A 19,196-nucleotide genomic window follows, 5' to 3' on the forward strand; every position below is an offset into this window, starting at 1 on the left:
CTCCCAACCGACGACCGGGCACGGCGCGACGTGGCGACGGTCGTCTCCCGAAATCGATCATGCAGCATTATTTGCAGCATTAGATACTGCACATCATGCTGTATCCTCAGCTGCATGAGTGTTCGCAAGAGCGTCCCGATGGGCCCCGAGGACGTCGCCGTACTGGAGCGCCTACACGCCCCCGTCAGCCCCGAGCGTCAGGCTCTGGGGCAACTCATCGGCCAGCAACTGGACGCCGGCGCCTCCGACGCAGAGATCCTCGCCGCACTGGTCCGCGCGGGACGAGAGGCGGTAACCCAGCAGGTGGCGGCTACCGGGTACGCGGCATGGGCGGCCGAGATGGACGACGAGGACCGCGCTTACCGCACCGCCCGCCGTGGGTGGGACCGTGGCGGCCAGACGGATGGTGAGACGAAAGCGTGAACGCCGCCCCCACCGTTATCCCTGTCCGTGGCCGGGTCTATCGTGCCGATCTCGGTTACGGGCTCAAGCCATGGCTCGTGGTGTCCAACAATGCCCGCAACAACGCCATCGGTGACTGCCTGGTCGCGCGGATCACCACCACTCGCCGGGACTTGCCGTCCTGGGCCCCGTTGTGCGCCAGTGACCCACTCACGGGGTATGTCAACTGCGACGACCTCGGCCCGCTGTACCGAGACCAGGTCGTCGCCGATCTCGGCGCGCTGTCAATGCCCACAATGATGGAGGTCGGCCGGGCATTGCGACACGCGTTGGCGCTCTGACTCTCCCTCCCCCAGGGAGATCTGCGAATTCCCCTCAGCCCCTCCACGGTGTGCCTCCTGTCCCTCGCCGGAAGCCGACCGCCCCACCCTGTCGTTCGCCCCGTCGACCTGATCGGCGGCGAGTACGCCGCACCGCTCAGGCGCGGCAACTACGCGCCTGCGGAGCCGCCATCGATCAACATCGCGTCGAACAGTCGCAGGTCAGTGGGTTCTGAGCCGTTCCGTCAGCCGACCTCTGCCACGTAGGCGGTACCGAACCCGTCCTTCGTAAAGGTCACCTTGCTCGGTGTGTACGTCCCGCTGGAGGTGACGGTACCTGTCGCTTTCTCGTTTGGCTGCAGCTTGGTCGTGTCGATCTCCCGGTCATCAGCGCCGAGAGCATCGGCCTCGTGCCGGGTGCCGCTCGTGTCAGTGATCGCAAAGAACAGCGGGTTGATGTCCAACACCTTGCCCGTGCGGTTGGTGACCGTGACTCTCACACTCGTGTAGTTGTCGCCTTCGGCGAGCGCGCCCGCGTGGAATGTCGTCTTCTTTACCGACAGCTTAACCGGGATACGCTTGGCATTCGGCTTTTCTGACCCCGTTGCCTTCCCGGACCCGGAAGGCTGAACCTGGGCGCCTTCCTCGTCAGTGCCGCAACCGGTGGCGGCAAGGATGATGACGGCGAAGGCAATCACGGCGATGCGTTTCATGATCTCCCCTCGGTCCTGGCAGTGGTCCGGAGTGAGGGGATCCCCATCGTTCTATGAGTGGGCACTCCGCCAGTCATTTACCCGCTGACGTGCGAATACTCACCCCGCCTTCCGGCCGGGGCAGCGTCCACGACCCGCGCCCGGATGCAACTGGGAGCCCCTGCGTTCAACACGCCCGCACAAGATTCGGCCGCTTCGGTTCCCAACCAAGCCGACCGTCCCAACCCGGAAACTTCCGCCTGAGCATTGGCAACAGAACCCAGTGATCCACCCACCCCAGGGCAACCCCGGTCATTCGCCTTACTGGCCTCACCGCTGCGGCCCACGCGCCGTCCGCAGGCGATCGCGTCGGCCGACCGGTCACGCAACGTCTTGCGTCCACGGGGACGTCCAGCACCACGCCGCCGACACCGCCACGACCGCACAGGCCCGCACGCAAGCCCAGGCCGATGTAAGGGCTCACGACACGCGAGCCAAGGGCAGCGCCCACGCCTCCTCGGAACCACGCGCAGCAACCGGCCGTCCATACGGCCGCACCCGCGCGCCAGGTCGCCGTGAAGCCCCGGCTCCCACTCCCATCGGGAGTGACCGTGCCTTATCGGACAGGGCGCGCGGCAACCGGCCGCGCGCCGCCGGGCTGGAGTCAGACGGACGCGAGGGCCCGCAACTCCCGCACCGCGGGGAGCGCCCCCGCCTCTTCGGAGAGTGCGCGCAGCAATCGGCCGCGCTTACCACGCCCAGCTCGGGCGTGCACGGGCGCTCGTAGCTCCCGCACGGCGTTCAGGCGGGCGTCAGGGCGCGGAGTTCTTGGGCTGCCGGTAGTGCACGTGCCTGAGCCGGGAGGGCAGCGAAGACGTGGGCCGCGAGTGCGCCCGTGCCGGCCGCTAGATGTTCAGGGTGTTCTTGGAGAGCCGATACGGCTTCTTGCAGTCCCGTGTCTATGTCCCGAGCCCGGACGAGTGCCTCGGCCCGCATCAGCGACAAGTTCTTGACCGGCACAACGGAGCAGGGCGGGTAACAGCTGATCGCCTGTTCGAGCACGTTCGTGGCTTGGGAGTTGCCAGTGCGGGTCAGGACGTACGATTCCGTCCAGCGAAGCTGGCTTTCACGGAACGCCAGGACGGTCTGGCTTCCGTCGGGCAGCCGCTCGGCCATTTTCTTGACCTTGTTCAAGGAGGCGAGCGCCACAAGGTCGTCCCCCTTGTCGGCCGCCATGTAGGCACGGGCGGCATACGCTCGGGCCAGTCCAGCTGAGGATGTCCCGTTCGAAAGTGCTATGGCCTCGTCGATCAGGCAGACGACGAACTGATCCGACCTACCCGCCCAGAACGCGTCCTGCGCCGCTCTTCCGCGCGTCCACACCTGTAGGTCACGGTCACCCGACTTGTCGGCGGCACGGCGGGCAGTGCCCCAAGTGATTCGGGCAGAACGCTCTTCGCCGGCATCACCCAGCACGATCGCCAGTAGGCCGGAAAGGCCCGCACTCACCCTCAGGAGGCCGGTCTGCTCTTGTCCCGTGGGTGCCCGGTCGAGCAGACGTCCCACCGCGATGATGTCGGCCGTAAGGTCGCCGACCAATGATCCCGTCGGCCGGGTCACCACTTTCTGGCCGTACTCGTAGACCGTTTGTTCCCATTCATCCAGGTCGACGCCCCCGCCAGTGACACGGTCGATGCCGGAGAGGATCTCCTCCAGGGTTCCCGGCGGGACGGCGGTTCCGGCGCCCAGGGCGGCGAGGAGCTGGAGAGCGGCGCGGCGTTTCACGTCATCGTTCCCGTCGTCGGGAATGGGGCTCGGGTTTACGGTACCCACCGTCTGATCAGTCGATTCCTGCCCGAATAGGTCCTTTTCCTCCATTCCAAAGGCGGTGGCGTAGGCGGAGCCCCAGTCGGACGGGAAGACCTCGCCTTTCTCGTGGCGGTTGATCTGCCGGGAGAGGTTCTTGACCTGGCTCAGGTCGGGGTGGTCGATGCCGGCGGCGGCGTACAGTCGGCGGGCCGCCTTGAACGGGCCCCAGCCGCGGGCGCGGCGTTCGGCTTCGAGGCGTACCGCCCACTGGGGGCGCGGATGATCAGTCATGGGGACGGGCACCCTTCGACCGGGGAGACGGGCGGACTTGTGTCCCTGCAACGCCTCCATTGTCGCCTTTCTCAGTCCGTGTGCGCACGGTTTCACTGAGTTAGGCAGGACGCCGTGTCCTGCGTCCGAGAAGGACGAGGCGGCCCCGGCCGGTGAGCGACCACCTGCGCCGGGGCCTTGATCCGACAACGGAGGTCGGACCCATGGCCGATCGTAGGCGCACCCTGTTGCGGCGGGGCGGCATCACACGCGCGAGCCAGGCGGCGCGGACGTATGCGTGGGGGCTGGACGAGCGGGCGCCGGGGGCTGCCCGGCGGGCGGTTCGGGACGTGCTGGTCAGGTGGGGCCTCGCCGAGGACGACATCGATACCGCGGTGCTCCTCACTTCCGAGGTCGTCACGAATGCCGTCCGGCATGTGCGGGACGAGCTGCGGGTCGGCCGCGTCGTCAAGGTGCGGGTCGGGATCATGGACGGACGGCTGCGGGTGGACGTGACCGACCCCGCGCCCGGTGTGCCCCGGGTCGTGGACGCGGCCGAGACCGACGAAGGGCACCGGGGCATGGCCGTTGTCGCGGCGTGCGCCGACAGGTGGGGCTGGCTTCCAGCCAAGGACGGCGGCAAGACCGTGTGGTGGGTGCAGGTCCTGGAGCGGTGAGGAGCCCGACGCGGAGGGCGAGGTCGCGGCGGTCGGCGGGGCCACGCAACGAATCGTGCGTTCTGGGCCTTAGGACGCAATGAAGTGCCAGGTGGGAGCAAGGTTGGCGCATTGGATTGCGTGCGCTTCGTTCCTAGGCTTTCGATCAGTCGATCCCCCCTCTCGGATGTCCTTGGAGACACCTATGACCGTCCTGCCGGCGATGGAGCCGAGCACCGTGGAGCGCAGTGCGCTGCGGCGGCATTTCCTGATGTGCCGTCCCGAGCACTTCGCCGTCACCTATGCGATCAACCCGTGGATGGACCCGGCGGCCGGCGCCGATGCCGGGCGGGCCGTCGCGCAGTGGGAGGCGCTGCGGGACGCCTATCTCGCGCTCGGGCATGAGGTCAGCCTCATCGACCCGATCGAGGGGCTGCCCGACATGGTGTTCGCGGCGAACGGGGCGCTGGTCGTGGGCGGACGCGTCTACGGGGCGAAGTTCACCCATCCCGAGCGGCACGCGGAAGGCCCCGCGTACGCGGCGTGGATGCGGGAGAACGGGTTCTCCGAGGTGCTGGAGCCCCAGCACACGAACGAGGGCGAGGGCGACTTCCTCACGCTCGACCATGTGATCCTGGCGGGGACGGGGTTCCGGACGCATCTCGCCGCCCACCAGGAGGCGCAGGAGTTCCTCGGACGTCCCGTGGTGACGCTCCGGCTCGTCGACCCGCGCTTCTACCACCTGGACACGGCGCTGTTCCCGCTCGGCGGCGGCAACGTCGCCTACTATCCCGGCGCGTTCTCGCCGGGCAGCCGGGCGGTGCTGGAGCGGCTGTTCCCCGAGGCCATCCTCGCGGCGGAGGAGGACGCGGCGGTGCTCGGCCTGAACGCGGTGTGCGACGGGCGCAACGTCGTCGTCAACGCCGAGGCGACCGGGCTGATCGCGGCGCTGCGGAGCCACGGGTACGAGCCGGTTCCGGTGGACCTGTCCGAGCTGCGCAAGGCGGGCGGCGGGCCGAAGTGCTGCACGCTGGAGCTGCGCGCCTGATCAGCGGCGCCGGCGGCGCCCGGTGGCGAGGCCGACGTGGCGGCGGGCCAGGGTGCGGGTCCGCAGGACGCCGGTGAGGCCGATCGCCCAGATCCCGATCTGGACGGTCCACGCGGCCCGGAACGCCTCGGGCGTGAACTCGCCCTCGGGCGACAGGGCGTCCAGGACGAGCCCGATGAGCATGATCGTCACGAGGGAGGCGATGAAGCCGCCCACGTTGACGATGCCGGTCGCGGTGCCCTGCCGTCCGGGCGGGTTGAACGTCCGGGCGTAGTCGAAGCCGATCATCGAGCCGGGGCCGCCGGGCGCGACGCACAGGACGAGCAGCACCAGCAGCCAGGCGGGGGCGGGCGGCGGCCAGGCGAGGACCGCCGCCCAGGCCGCCGCGTTCATCCCGACGATGCCGAGCACGAGCCACGACCGGCGCAGCGGGTAGCGGGCGACGAGCCGTCCGATGAACGGCCCGGACACGACGTTGACCAGCACGAACACCGTCAGCAGCGTGGACGCGGCGGCCGGGCTCATGCCCTGCCCCGACACCAGGTACGGGTAGCCCCACATCAGCGCGAACGTGTTGGACGAGAACTGCGTCACGAAGTGCGACCAGAGGCCGAGGCGCGTCCCGGGATGCTTCCACGCCTCGACGAGGTTCGTGCCGGTCTCGCGGAGGGTGGGGACGTCGGCGTGCCCCGGCCCGTCCCGCAGCACGGCGACCGACAGCAGCGCGATGAGGACGCCGAGCGCCGCCGCCGACCCGAACGCGGTGCCCCAGCCGGGCCCGTGCAGGAGGGCGACCAACGGGATGGCGCTGAGCACCTGCCCGAGCTGCCCGAGCTGCCCGGTGAGCTGGGTCACGACGGGGACGTACCGTCCGGGGAACCAGGTCGCGACGATGCCGAGGACGCTGATGAAGGTCATCGCGTCGCCCGCGCCGACCATGACGCGGGCGGCGACGGCGGTCCCGATGCCGGTGGACACGGCCATGAGCGCCTGCCCGGCGGCCATGAGCAGCGCGCCGCCCGCGACCATCCGGCGCGGGCCGACGCGGTCGAGCAGCAGGCCGACCGGGATCTGCAGGCCCGCGTAGACGAGCAGCTGCAGGACGGTGAAGGACGCGAGGATCCCGGCGGACGCGTCGAACCGGCGGACGGCGTCCAGGCCGACGACGCCGAAGGACGTCCGGTGCAGGACCGCGACCGCGTAGGCGAGCACGCCGACGCCCCACAGCACCCACGCCATGCGGGCGGCTTTGGGGCGGTCCGGGCAATCCTGGGGAGGTCGGGCGGTCTGCACGGACAACCAAGTTATGTCACTTCTGCCGGGGCCTGGCCCGCAGGTGCATCCGCTCGCCCTGCGGACCGAACAGGCTGAGCACCTCGGTCGTCCCGGCGGCGGCGCCGAACCAGTGCGGCAGCCGGGTGTCGAACTCGGCGGCCTCGCCCGGCTCCAGGATCAGGTCGCGGCCGGCGAGGTGCAGGCGCAGCCGCCCGTTCAGGACGTACAGCCACTCGTAGCCTTCGTGGGCGCGCGGCTCGGGGTCCGGCGTCCGCTCCGGGACGATCATCTTGAACGCCTGCACCCCGCCGGGCCGCCTCGTCAATGGCAGCACGGTCAGGTCGCCCATCTTCTGGGGCCGCGGCCTGATCCGCGGATCGCCGACGGACGGGGCGCCGACCAGCTCGTCCAGCGGGACCCCGTGCGCCTGCGCGAGCGGCAGCAGCAGTTCCAGGCTCGGCCGCCGCTTGCCCGACTCCAGCCGCGACAGCGTGCTCACCGAGATGCCGGTGGCCTCGGCGAGCGCGCTGAGGGTGATGTCGCGTTCCTGCCGCAGCCTGCGCAGCCTCGGCCCGACTTCGGCGAGGACGTCCTCGGTCGTGTCCATGCCCCTATTGCAGTTTCAGCAAAGATGTTTGTCAAATCCGCGAAGCGTCGCGCATCCTCGCGGCATGGCTGACGACAACGAACGAGACGTACTGATCATCGGAGGCGGGCCGGCCGGGCTGAGCGCCGCGCTCGTCCTGTCCCGGGCCCGCCGGAGCGTCACCGTCGTGGACGCGGGCGAGCCCCGCAACGCGACGGCCGAGCACATGCAGGGGTTCCTCACCCGGGACGGCATGCCGCCCGCCCTGCTGCTGGAGACCGGCCGCACCGAGGTGCGCGGCTACGGCGGCGAGATCGTCTCCGGGACGGTCGAGCACGCCGCCGGCGACGCCGCCGCGGGCTTCACCGTCGCCCTCGCCGACGGGAGCACCCTGCGCGGGCGCCGGCTGCTGGTCACCACCGGGGTGACCGACGTCCTGCCCGACGTCCCCGGCCTCCAGGACCGGTGGGGACGGGAGGTGCAGATGTGCCCGTACTGCCACGGCTGGGAGGTCCGCGACCAGCGGATCGTCGTGCTGGCCTCGTCGCCGAACTCCGTCCACCAGGCGTCGCTGCTGCGGCAGTGGTCGCCGGACGTGACGTTCCTCGCGGCGAAGGCGCCGGAGGGCGAGGACGCGGCCCGCCTGGACGTGCGCGGCGTCCGCGTCGTGGAGGCGGAGGCGCGGCGCCTCGTCGTCGAGAACGACCGCGTCACCGGCTTCGAGCTGGCGGACGGGTCCCTCCTCCCGTGCGATGCCGTGTTCGTCGCGCCGACCTGGGTCGCCAAGGACGGCCCGCTGGCCGACCTCGGCTGCGAGTTCGGCGACGACGGCTTCGTGAAGGTGGACGAGACCGGCCGGACCGGCGTCCAAGGCGTCTGGGCGGCCGGAAACGTCGCGACCCCCGCGGGCCAGGTGATCATGGCGGCGGCGGCGGGCTCGATGGCCGCCGCGATGATCAACGCCGACCTCATCGAGGCGGAAGTACGCACCAAACTCGCCACCCCCAGTCTTCGTTGATCTGCGGCGAGTTGTTGTTATCGGCGGCCGGAAAACAACAACACGCCGCAGTTCAACGTCGGGTGGGAGGGTGGGAGGGTGGGCGGATGGACGAGCGGGAGTGGGCCGCGGGACGGGCGGCGCTGAACGGCGACCGAGCGCGGCTCGGGGAGGTCGCGAGCGGGCTCTACCCGGACGTCCCGCGCGTCGCGGGGACGGCGTTGCTCTGCCGGGACGGCTGGGTGCCGGACGCGCCGATCCCGCTCACCGACATCCAGGTGGAATGGGACGAAGAGCCCGCACCGCCCGCCGTCGCCGACCCGTCCGACGGCCTGCCGGACGGATACCGGACCTACGCCGAGGCCATGGCCGCGCTCGCGCCGCCGAAGGTCTTCGAGGACCGTCCGGCCTACCGGCTTCTCGGCGCCCGCCCGCCCGTCCTGCACTTCGGTCCCGCCCGCTACTTCGACGGCGTGAACGTGGGCGAGGCCGTCGCGCACGAACTGGCGGCCGGGGCGGACGTCCTGCGCACCCGGATCGGCGACCCGTGCGACCTCGCCCGCCGCCCCGCCCTCTGCGCGATCACGACCGTCACCGTGACGACGTCCGGCCGGTACGTCCTGCACTGGCGCGACCCGGCGAAGGTGGCGCACGCGGGCGGGCTCCACCAGGTGATGCCGGTCGGGGTCTTCCAGCCGCTGCGCGACGAGCGGCCCGACCCGTGGGCCTGCATGGTCCGCGAGTACGCCGAGGAACTCCTCGGGGCGGACGAGGACTACGGCGACGACTTCGTCCAGGACGAGTGGCCCTTCCACCGGGCGATGACCGCCGCCCGCGCGGAGGGCCGGCTGCGGGCGCACGTCCTCGGGCTCGGCGTCGACCCGCTGACGTTCGCGCTCGACGTCCTCACGTCCGTCGTCATCGACGACGACCTGTTCGGCGAGCTGTTCGGCGGGCTGGTCGCCGTCAACGACGAGGGCACGGTGTCGACGGCGCCGTTCGACGGGACCGTCCCGCGGCCGACGCAGCCGGCCGGCGCCGCCGCGCTGCGCCTGGCGTGGCGGCACCGGGCGGCGCTCGGGCTCACTCGCGGCTGAGCGCCTTCAGCTCGTCCAGCGCGTCCACCAGGTGGTCCACGATCTCCGACGGGTCGGGGACGAGGTCGCGGCAGGCGACGATGCCGACGTTCACCTTGCCGTCGTAGGAGAAGACGGTGATGTTCAGGCCGCCGCTCACGTCGCTCACGACGGAGATCGGGTAGTAGCCGAGGACCTTCGCCCCGCACAGGTAGAGCGGGAACTGCGGGCCCGGCACGTTCGAGATCATCAGGTTGACCGGGCGCAGCGACAGCGCGGGCGCGGCCTGGAGCGCGAGCCGGGTCGCGGCGCCGGCGAGCGGCGTGGGCAGGAGGCCGCTGATGTCCCGCACCCAGCCGCCGGACGAGCGGGTGAACCGCCGCTTCGCGACGCCCATGTCGTCCCGGACGGCGGTGTACCGCTCGGCCGGGTCCGGGACGTGCGTGGCCAGCGGCGCCGTCATGATCGAGACCTGGTTGCCCGGCCCCGCCACCGTCCCGCCGCGCCGCAGCGACACCGGGACGGCCGCGACGAGCGGACGGTCCGGCAGCTCGCCGCGCTTGTCGAGCCACTGCCGCAGCGCGGTCGCGCACAGGGCCATGACCACGTCGTTGACGCTGCCGCCGAGGCCGCGCCTGATCTCCTTGATCTCGGCGAGCGGCAGTTCCCCGCAGGCGACCGAGCGGCGGCGGCCGATCGGGCGGTTGAACGGGGTGGGCGGCGCGCTCATCCGGGGCGCCTTCGGCGCCGCCGGGCGGCGCAGCGCGCCCTGCACGGCCGACGCCACCAGCCCCATGCCCGGGATGGACCCGAGGCCGGGCACGTCGTCCAGGTAGGGGGCGGTGCGCACCATCGACACCGCCGACCGGACGGGGTGCAGCGCGGTGCGCAGCAGCCCGGTGCCGAGCATGTCGAGCATGCCGGGGGCGCGGGCGGGCGGGGCCTCGTCGGCGGGCACCTCGCGCGGCTCGGGGCTGAGGTCGAGCAGCGCGGCGAGCGTCTCGGCGGCCATCACGCCGTCGACGGCGGCGTGGTGCACCTTGACGTAGACGGCGGTCAGGCCGCCCTGCAGGCCCTGGATCAGCACCATCTCCCAGAGCGGGCGGGTGCGGTCGAGCGGCTGCTCGTGCAGCATGCCGACGATGTCGGCGAGCTGCCGCTCGGTCCCGGGCCACGGGAGCCCGATCTCGGTGATGTGCCGCTCGGGCTCGAAGTCGGGATCGTCCTCCCAGTAGGGGTTGTCCAGGCCGAACGGCACCTGGACGAGCCGCTGGCGGAGCGGGCGGGCGGCGAGGTGCGCGCGGTCGCGGATCAGCTCGGCGACGAGCGGGACGCTGAGCCGGCCGCCGGGGCACGACATGGCGTCGACGATGCCCAGGCCCGCGATATGGGCGTGGGTCGTGTCGGTCTCGGCGTGGAGGAAGGTGGCGTCCACGGTGGTCAGCTGGCCCATTTCTCGTCCCGTCGCTCTTTCGTGCGCCTGCCCTGCCTCTCTAGGAGTTATGCGCTCTCAGGCGGCAGGTCAACGTGGTCCAGAAGGAAGCAACAGGGATTTAACGGGGCGTATCACCCAGTTCATGCGGTGTTTTGGGGGGTGCCAGGACAAGATTTTCACCACCCCCGGCCTGATCATGTCAGAAAACTTTACAAAGCGGACTGACAGGGCGGATCACCGGCGCTGACGTGATCACCCGGTCTAGGCTGGTGCGCCATGACGGCACGACCACTGTCCGAGATCGTCGACCCGGGGTGGGCGGCGGCGCTGCAGCCCGTCGCCGCGACGATCGCCGCCGCCGGCGACTGGCTGCGCGCCGAGGTCGCCGCCGGCCGCCGCTACCTGCCCGCCGGGAAGCACATCCTGCGCGCGTTCACCCAGCCGTTCGACGACGTCCGCGTCCTCATCGTCGGCCAGGACCCGTACCCGACCCCCGGGCACCCGGTCGGTCTCAGCTTCTCCGTCGCGCCCGACGTCCGGCCGCTGCCCGCGAGCCTGATCAACATCTACCGCGAGTACTGCAGCGACCTCGGCCACCCCGAACCGTCCAACGGCGACCTCACCCCGTGGACCGAGCAGGGCGTCTGCCTCCTCAACAGGTCGCTGACCGTCATGCCCGGCAAGCCCGGCTCGCACCGCGGCAAAGGCTGGGAACAGGTCACCGAGCAGGCCATCCGCGCCCTCGCCGGACGGGGCCGGCCCCTCGTCGCCATCCTGTGGGGCCGCGACGCCCGCAACCTCAAGCCGATGCTCGGCGACGTCCCCTGCGTCGAGTCGCCGCACCCGAGCCCCTACTCCGCCGACAGCGGCTTCTTCGGCTCCCGCCCCTTCTCCCGAGCGAACCAGCTCCTGGAACAGCAGGGCGCCCAGCCCGTCGACTGGAAGCTGCCTTAGCCCTCTTCGGGGAGGTGGCGGAGGAGGGTGGCGAACTCGCCGGTGCCCTCGGTGGGGGCGTCGGCGGCGAGGGGGGTCAGGCGGCGCTCGCCGTGGCTCCAGTAGACGCCGGGCGCGCACGGGTCGTCGGCGACGGCGTGCATCTCGCGGACCACGTCGGCGAACACCGGCAGCACCTCGCGGACGGCCGTGGACGTGATCGGGTACAGCAGCAGCGTGCTGTGGCACGGGACGCCGACCAGCGCGCCGTGCTCGTTCGGCCAGGGCAGGAACTGGTCGACCTCGCTGAGCAGCGCCGACACGTAGCGGCTGCCCGGCTTGGTGACGACGCGGACGTCGCGTCCCGGCAGGAGCGGCTGGTCGTGGACGGCGACGTCCGCCAGCTCGCGGTCATGGGTGTTCGTCATCACATAGCCGAGCTTGTGCAGGCCGAGCAGCCCGGCGCGGGCCTTGGTGAGCGGGCCGCCGTAGCGCGGGTGCTCGATCATCACCATCGCGTCGAAGTGGTCGCCGGCGGGGACGACGACGAGGCCCTCCCGGTCGCGGGGCGCGAGCTTCGGCACTATGCGCAGCCGCAACAACTCCCTGACGTCGCCGAACAGCTCCATCTCACCGATGGCGAGGAACGCGCGGTCGCCGACTTCGCGGACCCACTCGTCGACCACCCGGGGCCAGGCCGCGCGGGGCTCGCGGGCGCACCGCTCCAGCACCGTCCAGCTGGAGGCCCGCGCCTCCGACCGGCCGACGGGCAGCACCACCTCCGAGGTGCCGGGGTCGAACCAGGCGCTGGGCGCCAGGGCGGGCAGCACGTCGCGGATGAGCGCGTGCACGTCCGCCGCCGCGTCCAACGGTTCCATCAAGGCTCATCCTCCTTCAGCCATCGGCGGATCACGTCACACCCCCAACCTTCTCAGAACTCGGCCCGCTTGTGTGATCCATCGCGATCCTGGTCGCACACTCGCTGATCATGAGCGGCTCAAGTACGGTGCCTACATGCGCGAACTCGTGTACCCACCGGTGATCAAGACGGCTGTCGGTGTGTTCAAAGCCCTGAACATCAAGTTCCGTCTGGAGGGAACCGACCGGATCCCCAGCACCGGAGGCGCGGTGCTCGTCAGCAACCACGTGAGCTACCTCGACTTCATCTTCGCCGGGCTCGCCGCCCATCCGGCCAAGCGGCTGGTGCGGTTCATGGCGAAGAAGGAGATCTTCGACAACCGGATCGGCGGGCCGCTCATGCGCGGCATGCACCACATCCCCGTCGACCGGAACGCGGGCGCCTCGTCCTACGCCGCCGCGCTGAAGGCGCTGAAGAGCGGCGAGATCGTCGGCGTCTTCGCGGAGGCGACGATCAGCCGGTCGTTCACGGTGAAGGAGATCAAGAGCGGCGCGGTGCGGATGGCGGTCGCCGCCAAGGTGCCGCTCGTCCCCGTCGCGATCTGGGGCCCGCAGCGGATGTGGACGAAGGGCCGCAAGCGGCGGCTGCTCCAGCGCAACGTCCCGGTGACGATCCTCGTCGGCGAGCCGATGCACCCCAAGCGCGGCGACGACTACGAGGCGGTCACGCGGGAGCTGCACGCCCGGATGGCGGAGCTGCTGGAGAAGGCGCAGCGCGAGTACCCGGACGTCCCGCGCTCGGACGAGACCTGGTGGCAGCCCGCCTACCTCGGCGGGACCGCGCCGACGCCGGAGGAGGCCGAGAAGCTCGACCTGGAGGAGGCCGAGGCGCGCAAGGCCGCCCGCGAGGCCCGCGAGGCCCGCGAGGCCGACGGACAGGGCTAAATCGTTGGACGCCGCGCGCTTCCCGGCGTGATCATTCTCTCCATGACCATGTCGCGGGAGAGGCCGCAGGAGGTCCTGCATCTGATCGAGCCCCTGGAGAACATCGCCGACCCCGGGGCGGAGCCGGCGCTGCCCGTCGTCTTCAACCTCTCCGACAACAACTCGCCCGCCGACGTGATGGACGTGCTGTCGCTGCGTCCGTTCGCGTCCGGCGAGCAGCCCTGGTCGCGGTCGACGCGGCTTGAGCACGTCAAGGCGGACGCGCCGCTGCGCCCGGACGGCGCCCGGCTCGTCCGGGTCGCGCGCGAGAAGGGCAAGGAGTCGGTGCTCGCCGAGGGCGACGGCTGGACGCTGCTGACGAACCGCTGGAAGAGCGGCACCGCGTACGTGGCGGTGTCCGCCGTCACCGACGAGCTGGCCGAGGAGGTCCTCGACGCGTCCGTGAAGGACGCGACGGAGCCGCCGAAGACCGACGAGACCAGCGTCGAGATGGGCTTCTGGCACATGGGGACGCACGGCCCCTCGCGCAGCGAGCGCGCGATCACCGCCGACTCCTGGGACGACATCCGGCGCAACTACACCGCGCCGGTCGCCGAGGCGCTCGACGCGGTGATGGGCCTCACCCGCGAGGATGTCGCGGGCCGCCTGCTGCTCCTGCACGGCCCGCCCGGCACCGGCAAGACGACCGCGCTGCGGGCCCTCGCCCGCGCGTGGAACGGCTGGTGCCAGGCCGACTGCGTCCTCGACCCCGAGGCGCTGTTCGGCACCCCGAGCTACCTCATGGAGGTGGCCGTCGGCGACGACGAGGACGAGAACCGCCGCTGGCGGCTGCTCATCCTGGAGGACTGCGACGAGCTGATCCGCGGCGAGGCCAAGCAGTCGACCGGCCAGGGCCTGTCGCGGCTGCTCAACCTCACCGACGGGATGCTCGGCCAGGGCCGCGACGTCCTCGTGGCCATCACCACCAACGAGGACCTCGCGATGCTGCACCCGGCCGTCGTGCGGCCCGGCCGCTGCCTCGCCCAGATCGAGGTGGGCCGCCTCACCCGTCCGGAGGCGCTGGCCTGGCTGGACGGCGCGGACGTCCCCGCCGCCGAGATCGGCGCCGAGGGCGCGACCCTCGCCGAGCTGGTCGCCCTCCGCAAGGGCGAGGCGCGCCCGGACGGCGAGCACCGCCCCACCACCGCGACCGGCTTCTACCTCTAACCTGCGGGGACGTGGCGGCGTCCGGCGTCGTCGGCACATCCGCCGGTTCGTTGATCTGCGGCGTGTTGTTGTTTCGGGGGCGTCCATAACAACAACTCGCCGCAGATCAACGGGTCCTAGGTCGCCTTCGCGAGGGCTTGGGTGATGTCGGCCCAGAGGTCGTCGGGGTGCTCCAGGCCGACGGCGAGCCGGACGGTGCCCTCCCCGATGCCCGCGGCGGCGAGGGACGCCGCGTCCATCTGCCGGTGCGAGGTGCTGGCCGGGTGCATGACGAGGGTCGCGATGTTGCCCAGGGACGGCCCCAGGGAGATCAGTTCGACGGCCTCGGAGAAGACCCGGCCGGCGTCCCGGCCGCCGGCCGGTTCGAAGGCGAGGACGCCGCCGGCGCCGTCGGGGAGGAGGCGGCGGGCGACGTCGTGCTGCGGGTGGTCGGGCAGGCCCGGGTAGTGGACGCGGGTGACGGACGGGTGCCCGGCGAGGCGCGTGGCCAGGTCCAGGGCGGTGGCGCTCTGGCGGGCCACGCGCATCGGCATGGTGGCGAGGCCGCGGACGGTCAGCCAGGCGGCGTGCGCGTCGGCGGTGGAGCCGATCTCGATGGCGTGGCTCCACACGCGGTGGTGGACGGACGGGTCGGCGAACACGGCGACGCCCCCGATGATGTCGCCGTGCCCGCTCAGGTACTTGGTCGCCGAGTGGACGACGATGTCGGCGCCGTGGTCGATGGGCCGGCACAGGAGCGGCGCGAAGGTGTTGTCGACGACGGTGAGCACGTCGGTGCCCTGGACGGCGGCGGTGAAGGCCGGCAGGTCGGTGACGTGGGTGGTGGGGTTGGCGACCGTCTCCAGGTAGAGGAGGCGGGTGGCGGGGCGCAGCGCGTCGCGGACCTCGGCCGGGTCGTCGCCGGGGACGAAGGTGACGTCGACGCCCCAGCGTTCGGCGAGGTCGCGGAGCAGGGCGTAGGTGCCGCCGTAGAGGGCGGTCTGCGCGATGACGTGGTCGCCGCTGCGGAGGAGGCCGGTCAGGACCGCGTTGACCGCGCCCATGCCGGACGCGGTGGCGAGGGCCCCGGCGCCGCCTTCGAGTTCGGTGACGGCGCGTTCCAGGGAGCGGACGGTCGGGTTGCCCATCCGGGCGTAGAAGAACGCCTCGTCAGGGCCGGCGAAGGCGGCGGCCAGGTCGTCGGCGGAGTCGAAGGCGAACAGGTGGCCCTGGTAGATCGGGACGGCCATCGGCCGGCTCCCCTCGGGAGCGATCACGGGCGGGTGGACGGCGCGGGTCTGCGGATGGTGTCCGGTCATGTCTCCAGCCTGCGCGGATTCGGCGGCCCCCGGAACGTCCAATCGCGACCAGTGGCCCGGACCACGCCCCCCGGTCTCGTGCTCCGCGGCCGGACCACCGGCCCGGCCGGGGGCGCCGGGCGCCCCTGGCCGGTACGGTTCCCGCCGCCCGCCCGCCCACCCCGCGAGGGCCGGCCGGCGATCAGGATCGTCCCGGACAAAGGCGCCGTTCTCGGCATCCTTCGACCGGAGTCCTGAGCATCACCCGGCGGGCCCCTCCCGCGCCATCCGGGAGATCACCGCCATCCGGGCGTCCCGGTGCGGGTGCGGGGCGGGTCGCACTACGGGTCAGCCACGAGCCGCGCGGGCGAACAGCCGACGGTAGACGCGGCGGAGACCGTGGAGATCACTCACAGGCTCGGCGAACGCGAGCCGCACGTCGAACGACGCGGGTACGTCCGGCGACCGTCCGGCGCAGCGCATCCACATTCCGTACCGGTCGAGCGCCAGCGGCCGGACGGGCCCGGACGGGACGGACTCGGGCAGCAGCGCGGCCAGTTCGTCCCGGTGGGCGGAGTCCAAGTGCGTGAGGACGCCGGCCTCGATCGCGACGAACGGGTCGGGCGCGGCCTCCGCGTACTCCTCGGGTTCGAGGGCGGCGCTCCCCCACGCGTCGTCGATCTCGACCTGCGCGACCTCGAGGGCGAGGACCGTCCACTCGCGGTCCTTCCCGGCGCGGAGATCGAGCAGTTCGGGACGCGGGTGGACGTGCGAGAGCCGCAGCGCGGCGGCGCGCAGTTCGGTGTCCGGCACCTCGGTGAGCCAGCCGTGCAGCCAGGCCCGCCCGCGGACCCGGTCGGCGAACGTGACCGGCGCGACGTCGGACACGCGCAGGGTGGCGGGCAAGTCGTCCGGTTCGGCGGACAGCCTGGCCACGGCCGGCGCGCCGGCCGGGACGAGCAGCAGCGGCCTGCCGTCGCGGTCGGTGGCGTGCGCCGGGACGGGCGTGTCCGGGACGCGGGGCACGACGAGGACGCCGTCCGCGATGCCGTAGGCGAGGGTCCGGGCCCGTTCCGCCGGTGCCGGTCCCTCCAGGGTCGTGGTCTCCGCTCGCCGCACCCCTGCCTCCTTGACGTTTCAGGTTAGGTTTACCTAACTTAGGCATACCTAACCATTAAGGAGTGTGATGAACAACCCCCGTCCCAAGGTGCGGCTGTCGCGGGCCCTCGGCATCCCGCTCACGCCGAAGAGCGTGAAGTACTTCGAGGCCCGCCCCTACCCGCCCGGCGTGCACGGGCGCGCCCGCAAGCAGGAGTCCGACTACAAGGTCCGGCTCCGCGAGAAGCAGCGGCTCCGCGCGCAGTACAACATCCGCGAGGCGCAGCTCCGCAACGCCTTCGACAAGGCCGCCAAGGCGGGCGGCAAGACCGGCGAGGCCCTGCTCGCCGACCTCGAACGCCGGCTGGACGCGCTCGTCCTGCGCGCCGGGTTCGCCCGCACCATCTACCAGGCGCGGCAGTTCGTCGTGCACCGGCACGTCCTTGTGAACGGCCGCCGCGTCGACCGCCCGTCCTACCGGCTCCGCCCCGGCGACGTCATCACGATCGCCGACCGCAGCCGCACGATGGACGCGTTCCAGATCGCCGCCGCCGGCGGGCACGCCGAGAAGGTCCCGCCCTATCTGGACGTCCGGCACGACGCCCTCGCCGCGCGGCTCACCAGGCTCCCCGAGCGCGACGAGATCCCGGTCGTCTGCGACGAGCAGCTCGTCGTCGAGCACTACTCGCGGTAGCCGCTCAACGCAGGTCGCCGAGCTCTTCGCGGGCCGACGCGCGGAGCGTCCTGAGGGCGTCCACCAGGGCGCGGCGCCCGTCCTCGGTGAGGGGCCCCGCGAAGTGCGCCCGCAGCGTCTCGGCGTGGACGCGCAGGGCCTCGTCCAGCTTCGCGCGGCCCGCCGGGGTCAGCGCGACCAGCTGCCGGCGCCGGTCGCCGGGGGACGGTTCGCGCCGGACGAGGCCGGCCTCCTCCATCCGGTCGACGATGCGGGTCATGCCGCCGCTGGTCAGGATCAGCTCACCGGCGAGGCCGCCCATCGACCGCGGGCGGTCGGCCGCCTCGCCGGACAGCCGCAGCAGCACCTCGAAGACCGCGTGCCGGATGCCGCAGCGGCGCTCCAGCTCCCGGCCCGCGATCCGCTCCAGCGCCGACGCCGCGCCCAGCAGCACGCCGAACTCGTACACCAGCTCGTCGGGGACGGCCGCCGCGTCCTGCCCGTCCTGCTCTGCCACGGTCGACATGATGCCCGCCTTCGCCCTGCGACCCGCCGTCTACGCACAACATGACGGCGCCCCGCACGCTTTCGTGCGGGGCGTCCGCGTCATTCTGGGGGGCGACCCCCAGCCCCCCGATACGTGCGTTTTAGTTCTTCGGCTTCTCCGTCGTCTCCGCGGAAGGCGACTTCGACGTGCCGCTACTGGGCACCGTCCCCGGCAGCTGCGTCTGCTGCTGGTTCTGGTCGTTGGTCCCGGACGGGTAGTGCTTGGTGATCTTCCACTTGCCGTCGATCTTGGCGAGAGCCAGGCGGAGCAGCGTGGCGGGCGCGTCGGTGGCGCCCTCCTTCGTCTTGACGCTGATGTCGACCATGATGACGGCCGTCGCGAACCGGTCGTCGACGCTGCCGACGAAGACCTGGTTGGTCTTGGACGTCAGCACCAGTTCGGGGTTGCTCTTGAACGTCTCTCCGAGGTTGGGGAGCGTGTTGGTCTTGAACGTCTCCAGAAGGTCGCCGCCCATGAGTTTCTGGGCCTTGTCCATCTGCGACTGGTAGTTCTGCGCGTTGTAGTTGAGCGCGACATCGCCGTAGGCGGAGGCGACCTTGCCGACCTCTTCCCGCGCGTCCTTGTCGGACGACATCGAGTGAGCGCTCGTCCCCTGCCAGATGGCCAGGCCCGCCAGCACCACGACGAGGACGGCCAGCACCGCCGACGGCACGAGTGGCAGGGTGAAGCCGCCCGCGCCCGCCGGGGCCTTCGCCTCCGACTCCTCGTCCTCCGCTTCCGCCTCCGGGGGTTCGAGGCGGGCCGGACGCGGCTTGGCGGCCGCCTTAGCCGGCTTGGCCGCGGCCTTCGGGGCGGGCTTCGGGGCGGACTTCGCGGGACGGGCGGACTCCTCCGCGGCGTCCTCCACGTCCGCGTCCGCGTCGTCCTCGGCGTCGAGGGCCTCCAGGACGTCGTCGAGGTCCTCGTCGTCGATGACCTCGATGACCCGCACGCGTCGCTTGCGCTTGGCGGCGGGACGGGCCGGGCGCGCCGCGGCCTCCTCGACCTCCTCGGTCTCCGCCCGCTCCTCGGTCGGGACCGCCTCGACCTCGTCGGCCTCGTCCTTGCCGGTCTTGGCTGTCACTTCGGTACT

At 71.7% G+C, this 19,196-nt stretch carries 20 protein-coding genes; 10 read left to right on the plus strand and 10 right to left on the minus strand.

Annotated features, from left to right (window positions below):
* Positions 1–114 precede the first annotated feature (114 nt).
* Both SM611_RS06330 and SM611_RS06335 read left to right on the plus strand, forming a co-directional pair.
* Positions 115–423: a hypothetical protein gene (locus SM611_RS06330; protein WP_371947943.1), complete on the plus strand. Its 309-nt coding sequence runs from the start codon at positions 115–117 to the stop codon at positions 421–423.
* Positions 420–743, plus strand: coding sequence for a type II toxin-antitoxin system PemK/MazF family toxin (locus SM611_RS06335; RefSeq protein ID WP_371947945.1), 324 nt, complete (start codon positions 420–422; stop codon positions 741–743). Before SM611_RS06330 ends, SM611_RS06335 begins: the two co-directional genes overlap by 4 nt.
* 224 nt (positions 744–967) lie before the next feature.
* On the opposite strand, the gene SM611_RS06340 is transcribed toward SM611_RS06335, so the two are convergent.
* Complete coding sequence (locus tag SM611_RS06340) at positions 968–1,435, minus strand: DUF4352 domain-containing protein (protein WP_371947946.1); 468 nt, start codon at positions 1,433–1,435, stop codon at positions 968–970.
* 780 nt (positions 1,436–2,215) lie between these two features.
* Positions 2,216–3,514 (minus strand): XRE family transcriptional regulator, encoded by a 1,299-nt coding sequence (locus SM611_RS06345; RefSeq protein ID WP_371947947.1) that lies wholly within the window; start codon positions 3,512–3,514, stop codon positions 2,216–2,218.
* 203 nt (positions 3,515–3,717) lie between these two features.
* Here SM611_RS06345 and SM611_RS06350 point away from each other — a divergent pair, with 203 nt between their 5' ends.
* Both SM611_RS06350 and ddaH read left to right on the plus strand, forming a co-directional pair.
* Positions 3,718–4,170 carry an ATP-binding protein gene (locus SM611_RS06350; protein ID WP_371947949.1) on the plus strand — a complete coding sequence of 151 codons (453 nt, stop codon included), beginning with the start codon at positions 3,718–3,720 and terminating at the stop codon, positions 4,168–4,170.
* 184 nt (positions 4,171–4,354) lie between these two features.
* The gene (gene ddaH / locus SM611_RS06355; protein WP_371947951.1) at positions 4,355–5,197 is read left to right on the plus strand and encodes a dimethylargininase; all 843 of its coding nucleotides are present in this window, start codon (positions 4,355–4,357) and stop codon (positions 5,195–5,197) included.
* Here ddaH and SM611_RS06360 read toward each other — a convergent pair whose 3' ends face one another.
* Entirely contained in the window at positions 5,198–6,436 is a 1,239-nt protein-coding gene (locus SM611_RS06360) for an MFS transporter (RefSeq protein ID WP_371947952.1), read from the minus strand.
* 70 nt (positions 6,437–6,506) lie between these two features.
* Positions 6,507–7,079, minus strand: a complete 573-nt coding sequence (locus SM611_RS06365) for a helix-turn-helix domain-containing protein (protein ID WP_371947954.1) — start codon at positions 7,077–7,079, stop codon at positions 6,507–6,509.
* A gap of 64 nt (positions 7,080–7,143) precedes the next feature.
* On the opposite strand from SM611_RS06365, the gene SM611_RS06370 reads away from it, so the two are divergent.
* Both SM611_RS06370 and SM611_RS06375 read left to right on the plus strand, forming a co-directional pair.
* Complete coding sequence (locus SM611_RS06370; protein ID WP_371947956.1) at positions 7,144–8,076, plus strand: NAD(P)/FAD-dependent oxidoreductase; 933 nt, start codon at positions 7,144–7,146, stop codon at positions 8,074–8,076.
* An 86-nt stretch (positions 8,077–8,162) separates the two neighbouring features.
* Positions 8,163–9,152: a hypothetical protein gene (locus SM611_RS06375; protein WP_371947957.1), complete on the plus strand. Its 990-nt coding sequence runs from the start codon at positions 8,163–8,165 to the stop codon at positions 9,150–9,152.
* On the opposite strand, the gene SM611_RS06380 is transcribed toward SM611_RS06375, so the two are convergent.
* Complete coding sequence (locus tag SM611_RS06380; RefSeq protein ID WP_371947959.1) at positions 9,139–10,584, minus strand: WS/DGAT/MGAT family O-acyltransferase; 1,446 nt, start codon at positions 10,582–10,584, stop codon at positions 9,139–9,141. The genes SM611_RS06375 and SM611_RS06380 overlap by 14 nt on opposite strands.
* A gap of 258 nt (positions 10,585–10,842) precedes the next feature.
* On the opposite strand from SM611_RS06380, the gene SM611_RS06385 reads away from it, so the two are divergent.
* Positions 10,843–11,520, plus strand: coding sequence for a uracil-DNA glycosylase (locus SM611_RS06385; protein WP_371947960.1), 678 nt, complete (start codon positions 10,843–10,845; stop codon positions 11,518–11,520).
* Here SM611_RS06385 and SM611_RS06390 read toward each other — a convergent pair.
* Positions 11,517–12,377: a hypothetical protein gene (locus SM611_RS06390; protein WP_371947961.1), complete on the minus strand. Its 861-nt coding sequence runs from the start codon at positions 12,375–12,377 to the stop codon at positions 11,517–11,519. The two genes, SM611_RS06385 and SM611_RS06390, sit on opposite strands and share 4 nt — an antisense overlap.
* A 136-nt stretch (positions 12,378–12,513) precedes the next feature.
* Between SM611_RS06390 and SM611_RS06395 the strand changes: the two genes are divergently transcribed.
* Both SM611_RS06395 and SM611_RS06400 read left to right on the plus strand, forming a co-directional pair.
* Complete coding sequence (locus SM611_RS06395; protein WP_371947962.1) at positions 12,514–13,302, plus strand: lysophospholipid acyltransferase family protein; 789 nt, start codon at positions 12,514–12,516, stop codon at positions 13,300–13,302.
* A gap of 42 nt (positions 13,303–13,344) precedes the next feature.
* A complete protein-coding gene (locus SM611_RS06400; protein ID WP_371947963.1) occupies positions 13,345–14,508 on the plus strand; it encodes a DUF5925 domain-containing protein in 1,164 nt (387 codons plus the stop codon).
* A 116-nt stretch (positions 14,509–14,624) separates the two neighbouring features.
* On the opposite strand, the gene SM611_RS06405 is transcribed toward SM611_RS06400, so the two are convergent.
* Together SM611_RS06405 and SM611_RS06410 are read right to left on the minus strand one after the other, a co-directional pair.
* Positions 14,625–15,806 (minus strand): trans-sulfuration enzyme family protein, encoded by a 1,182-nt coding sequence (locus tag SM611_RS06405; RefSeq protein ID WP_371947965.1) that lies wholly within the window; start codon positions 15,804–15,806, stop codon positions 14,625–14,627.
* Positions 15,807–16,133: 327 nt separating this feature from the next.
* The gene (locus tag SM611_RS06410) at positions 16,134–16,904 is read right to left on the minus strand and encodes a DUF2470 domain-containing protein (RefSeq protein WP_371947966.1); all 771 of its coding nucleotides are present in this window, start codon (positions 16,902–16,904) and stop codon (positions 16,134–16,136) included.
* A 67-nt stretch (positions 16,905–16,971) separates the two neighbouring features.
* On the opposite strand from SM611_RS06410, the gene rpsD reads away from it, so the two are divergent.
* Positions 16,972–17,577: a 30S ribosomal protein S4 gene (gene rpsD / locus SM611_RS06415; protein ID WP_371947968.1), complete on the plus strand. Its 606-nt coding sequence runs from the start codon at positions 16,972–16,974 to the stop codon at positions 17,575–17,577.
* Positions 17,578–17,581: 4 nt separating this feature from the next.
* Here rpsD and SM611_RS06420 read toward each other — a convergent pair whose 3' ends face one another.
* Positions 17,582–18,082 carry a MarR family winged helix-turn-helix transcriptional regulator gene (locus SM611_RS06420; protein ID WP_371947969.1) on the minus strand — a complete coding sequence of 167 codons (501 nt, stop codon included), beginning with the start codon at positions 18,080–18,082 and terminating at the stop codon, positions 17,582–17,584.
* 121 nt (positions 18,083–18,203) lie between these two features.
* The gene (locus tag SM611_RS06425) at positions 18,204–19,187 is read right to left on the minus strand and encodes a hypothetical protein (protein WP_371947970.1); all 984 of its coding nucleotides are present in this window, start codon (positions 19,185–19,187) and stop codon (positions 18,204–18,206) included.
* Between the last annotated feature and the right edge of the window lie 9 nt (positions 19,188–19,196).

Origin of the sequence: Actinomadura monticuli, assembly GCF_041463655.1 — a bacterium.
Lineage (GTDB): Bacteria > Actinomycetota > Actinomycetes > Streptosporangiales > Streptosporangiaceae > Spirillospora > Spirillospora monticuli.

Excerpts from the sequence above, each read along its gene's own strand:
- SM611_RS06365 (WP_371947954.1), bottom strand. The coding sequence starts at position 7,079 with ATGGACACGACCGAGGACGTCCTCGCCGAAGTCGGGCCGAGGCTGCGC.
- SM611_RS06350 (WP_371947949.1), top strand. The coding sequence starts at position 3,718 with ATGGCCGATCGTAGGCGCACCCTGTTGCGGCGGGGCGGCATCACACGC.
- ddaH (WP_371947951.1), top strand. The coding sequence starts at position 4,355 with ATGACCGTCCTGCCGGCGATGGAGCCGAGCACCGTGGAGCGCAGTGCG.
- SM611_RS06340 (WP_371947946.1), bottom strand. The coding sequence starts at position 1,435 with ATGAAACGCATCGCCGTGATTGCCTTCGCCGTCATCATCCTTGCCGCC.
- SM611_RS06360 (WP_371947952.1), bottom strand. The coding sequence starts at position 6,436 with ATGGCGTGGGTGCTGTGGGGCGTCGGCGTGCTCGCCTACGCGGTCGCG.
- SM611_RS06330 (WP_371947943.1), top strand. The coding sequence starts at position 115 with ATGAGTGTTCGCAAGAGCGTCCCGATGGGCCCCGAGGACGTCGCCGTA.
- SM611_RS06420 (WP_371947969.1), bottom strand. The coding sequence starts at position 18,082 with ATGTCGACCGTGGCAGAGCAGGACGGGCAGGACGCGGCGGCCGTCCCC.
- SM611_RS06395 (WP_371947962.1), top strand. The coding sequence starts at position 12,514 with ATGCGCGAACTCGTGTACCCACCGGTGATCAAGACGGCTGTCGGTGTG.
- SM611_RS06385 (WP_371947960.1), top strand. The coding sequence starts at position 10,843 with ATGACGGCACGACCACTGTCCGAGATCGTCGACCCGGGGTGGGCGGCG.
- SM611_RS06380 (WP_371947959.1), bottom strand. The coding sequence starts at position 10,584 with ATGGGCCAGCTGACCACCGTGGACGCCACCTTCCTCCACGCCGAGACC.
- SM611_RS06405 (WP_371947965.1), bottom strand. The coding sequence starts at position 15,806 with ATGACCGGACACCATCCGCAGACCCGCGCCGTCCACCCGCCCGTGATC.
- SM611_RS06345 (WP_371947947.1), bottom strand. The coding sequence starts at position 3,514 with ATGACTGATCATCCGCGCCCCCAGTGGGCGGTACGCCTCGAAGCCGAA.
- rpsD (WP_371947968.1), top strand. The coding sequence starts at position 16,972 with ATGAACAACCCCCGTCCCAAGGTGCGGCTGTCGCGGGCCCTCGGCATC.
- SM611_RS06375 (WP_371947957.1), top strand. The coding sequence starts at position 8,163 with ATGGACGAGCGGGAGTGGGCCGCGGGACGGGCGGCGCTGAACGGCGAC.
- SM611_RS06370 (WP_371947956.1), top strand. The coding sequence starts at position 7,144 with ATGGCTGACGACAACGAACGAGACGTACTGATCATCGGAGGCGGGCCG.
- SM611_RS06400 (WP_371947963.1), top strand. The coding sequence starts at position 13,345 with ATGACCATGTCGCGGGAGAGGCCGCAGGAGGTCCTGCATCTGATCGAG.
- SM611_RS06390 (WP_371947961.1), bottom strand. The coding sequence starts at position 12,377 with ATGGAACCGTTGGACGCGGCGGCGGACGTGCACGCGCTCATCCGCGAC.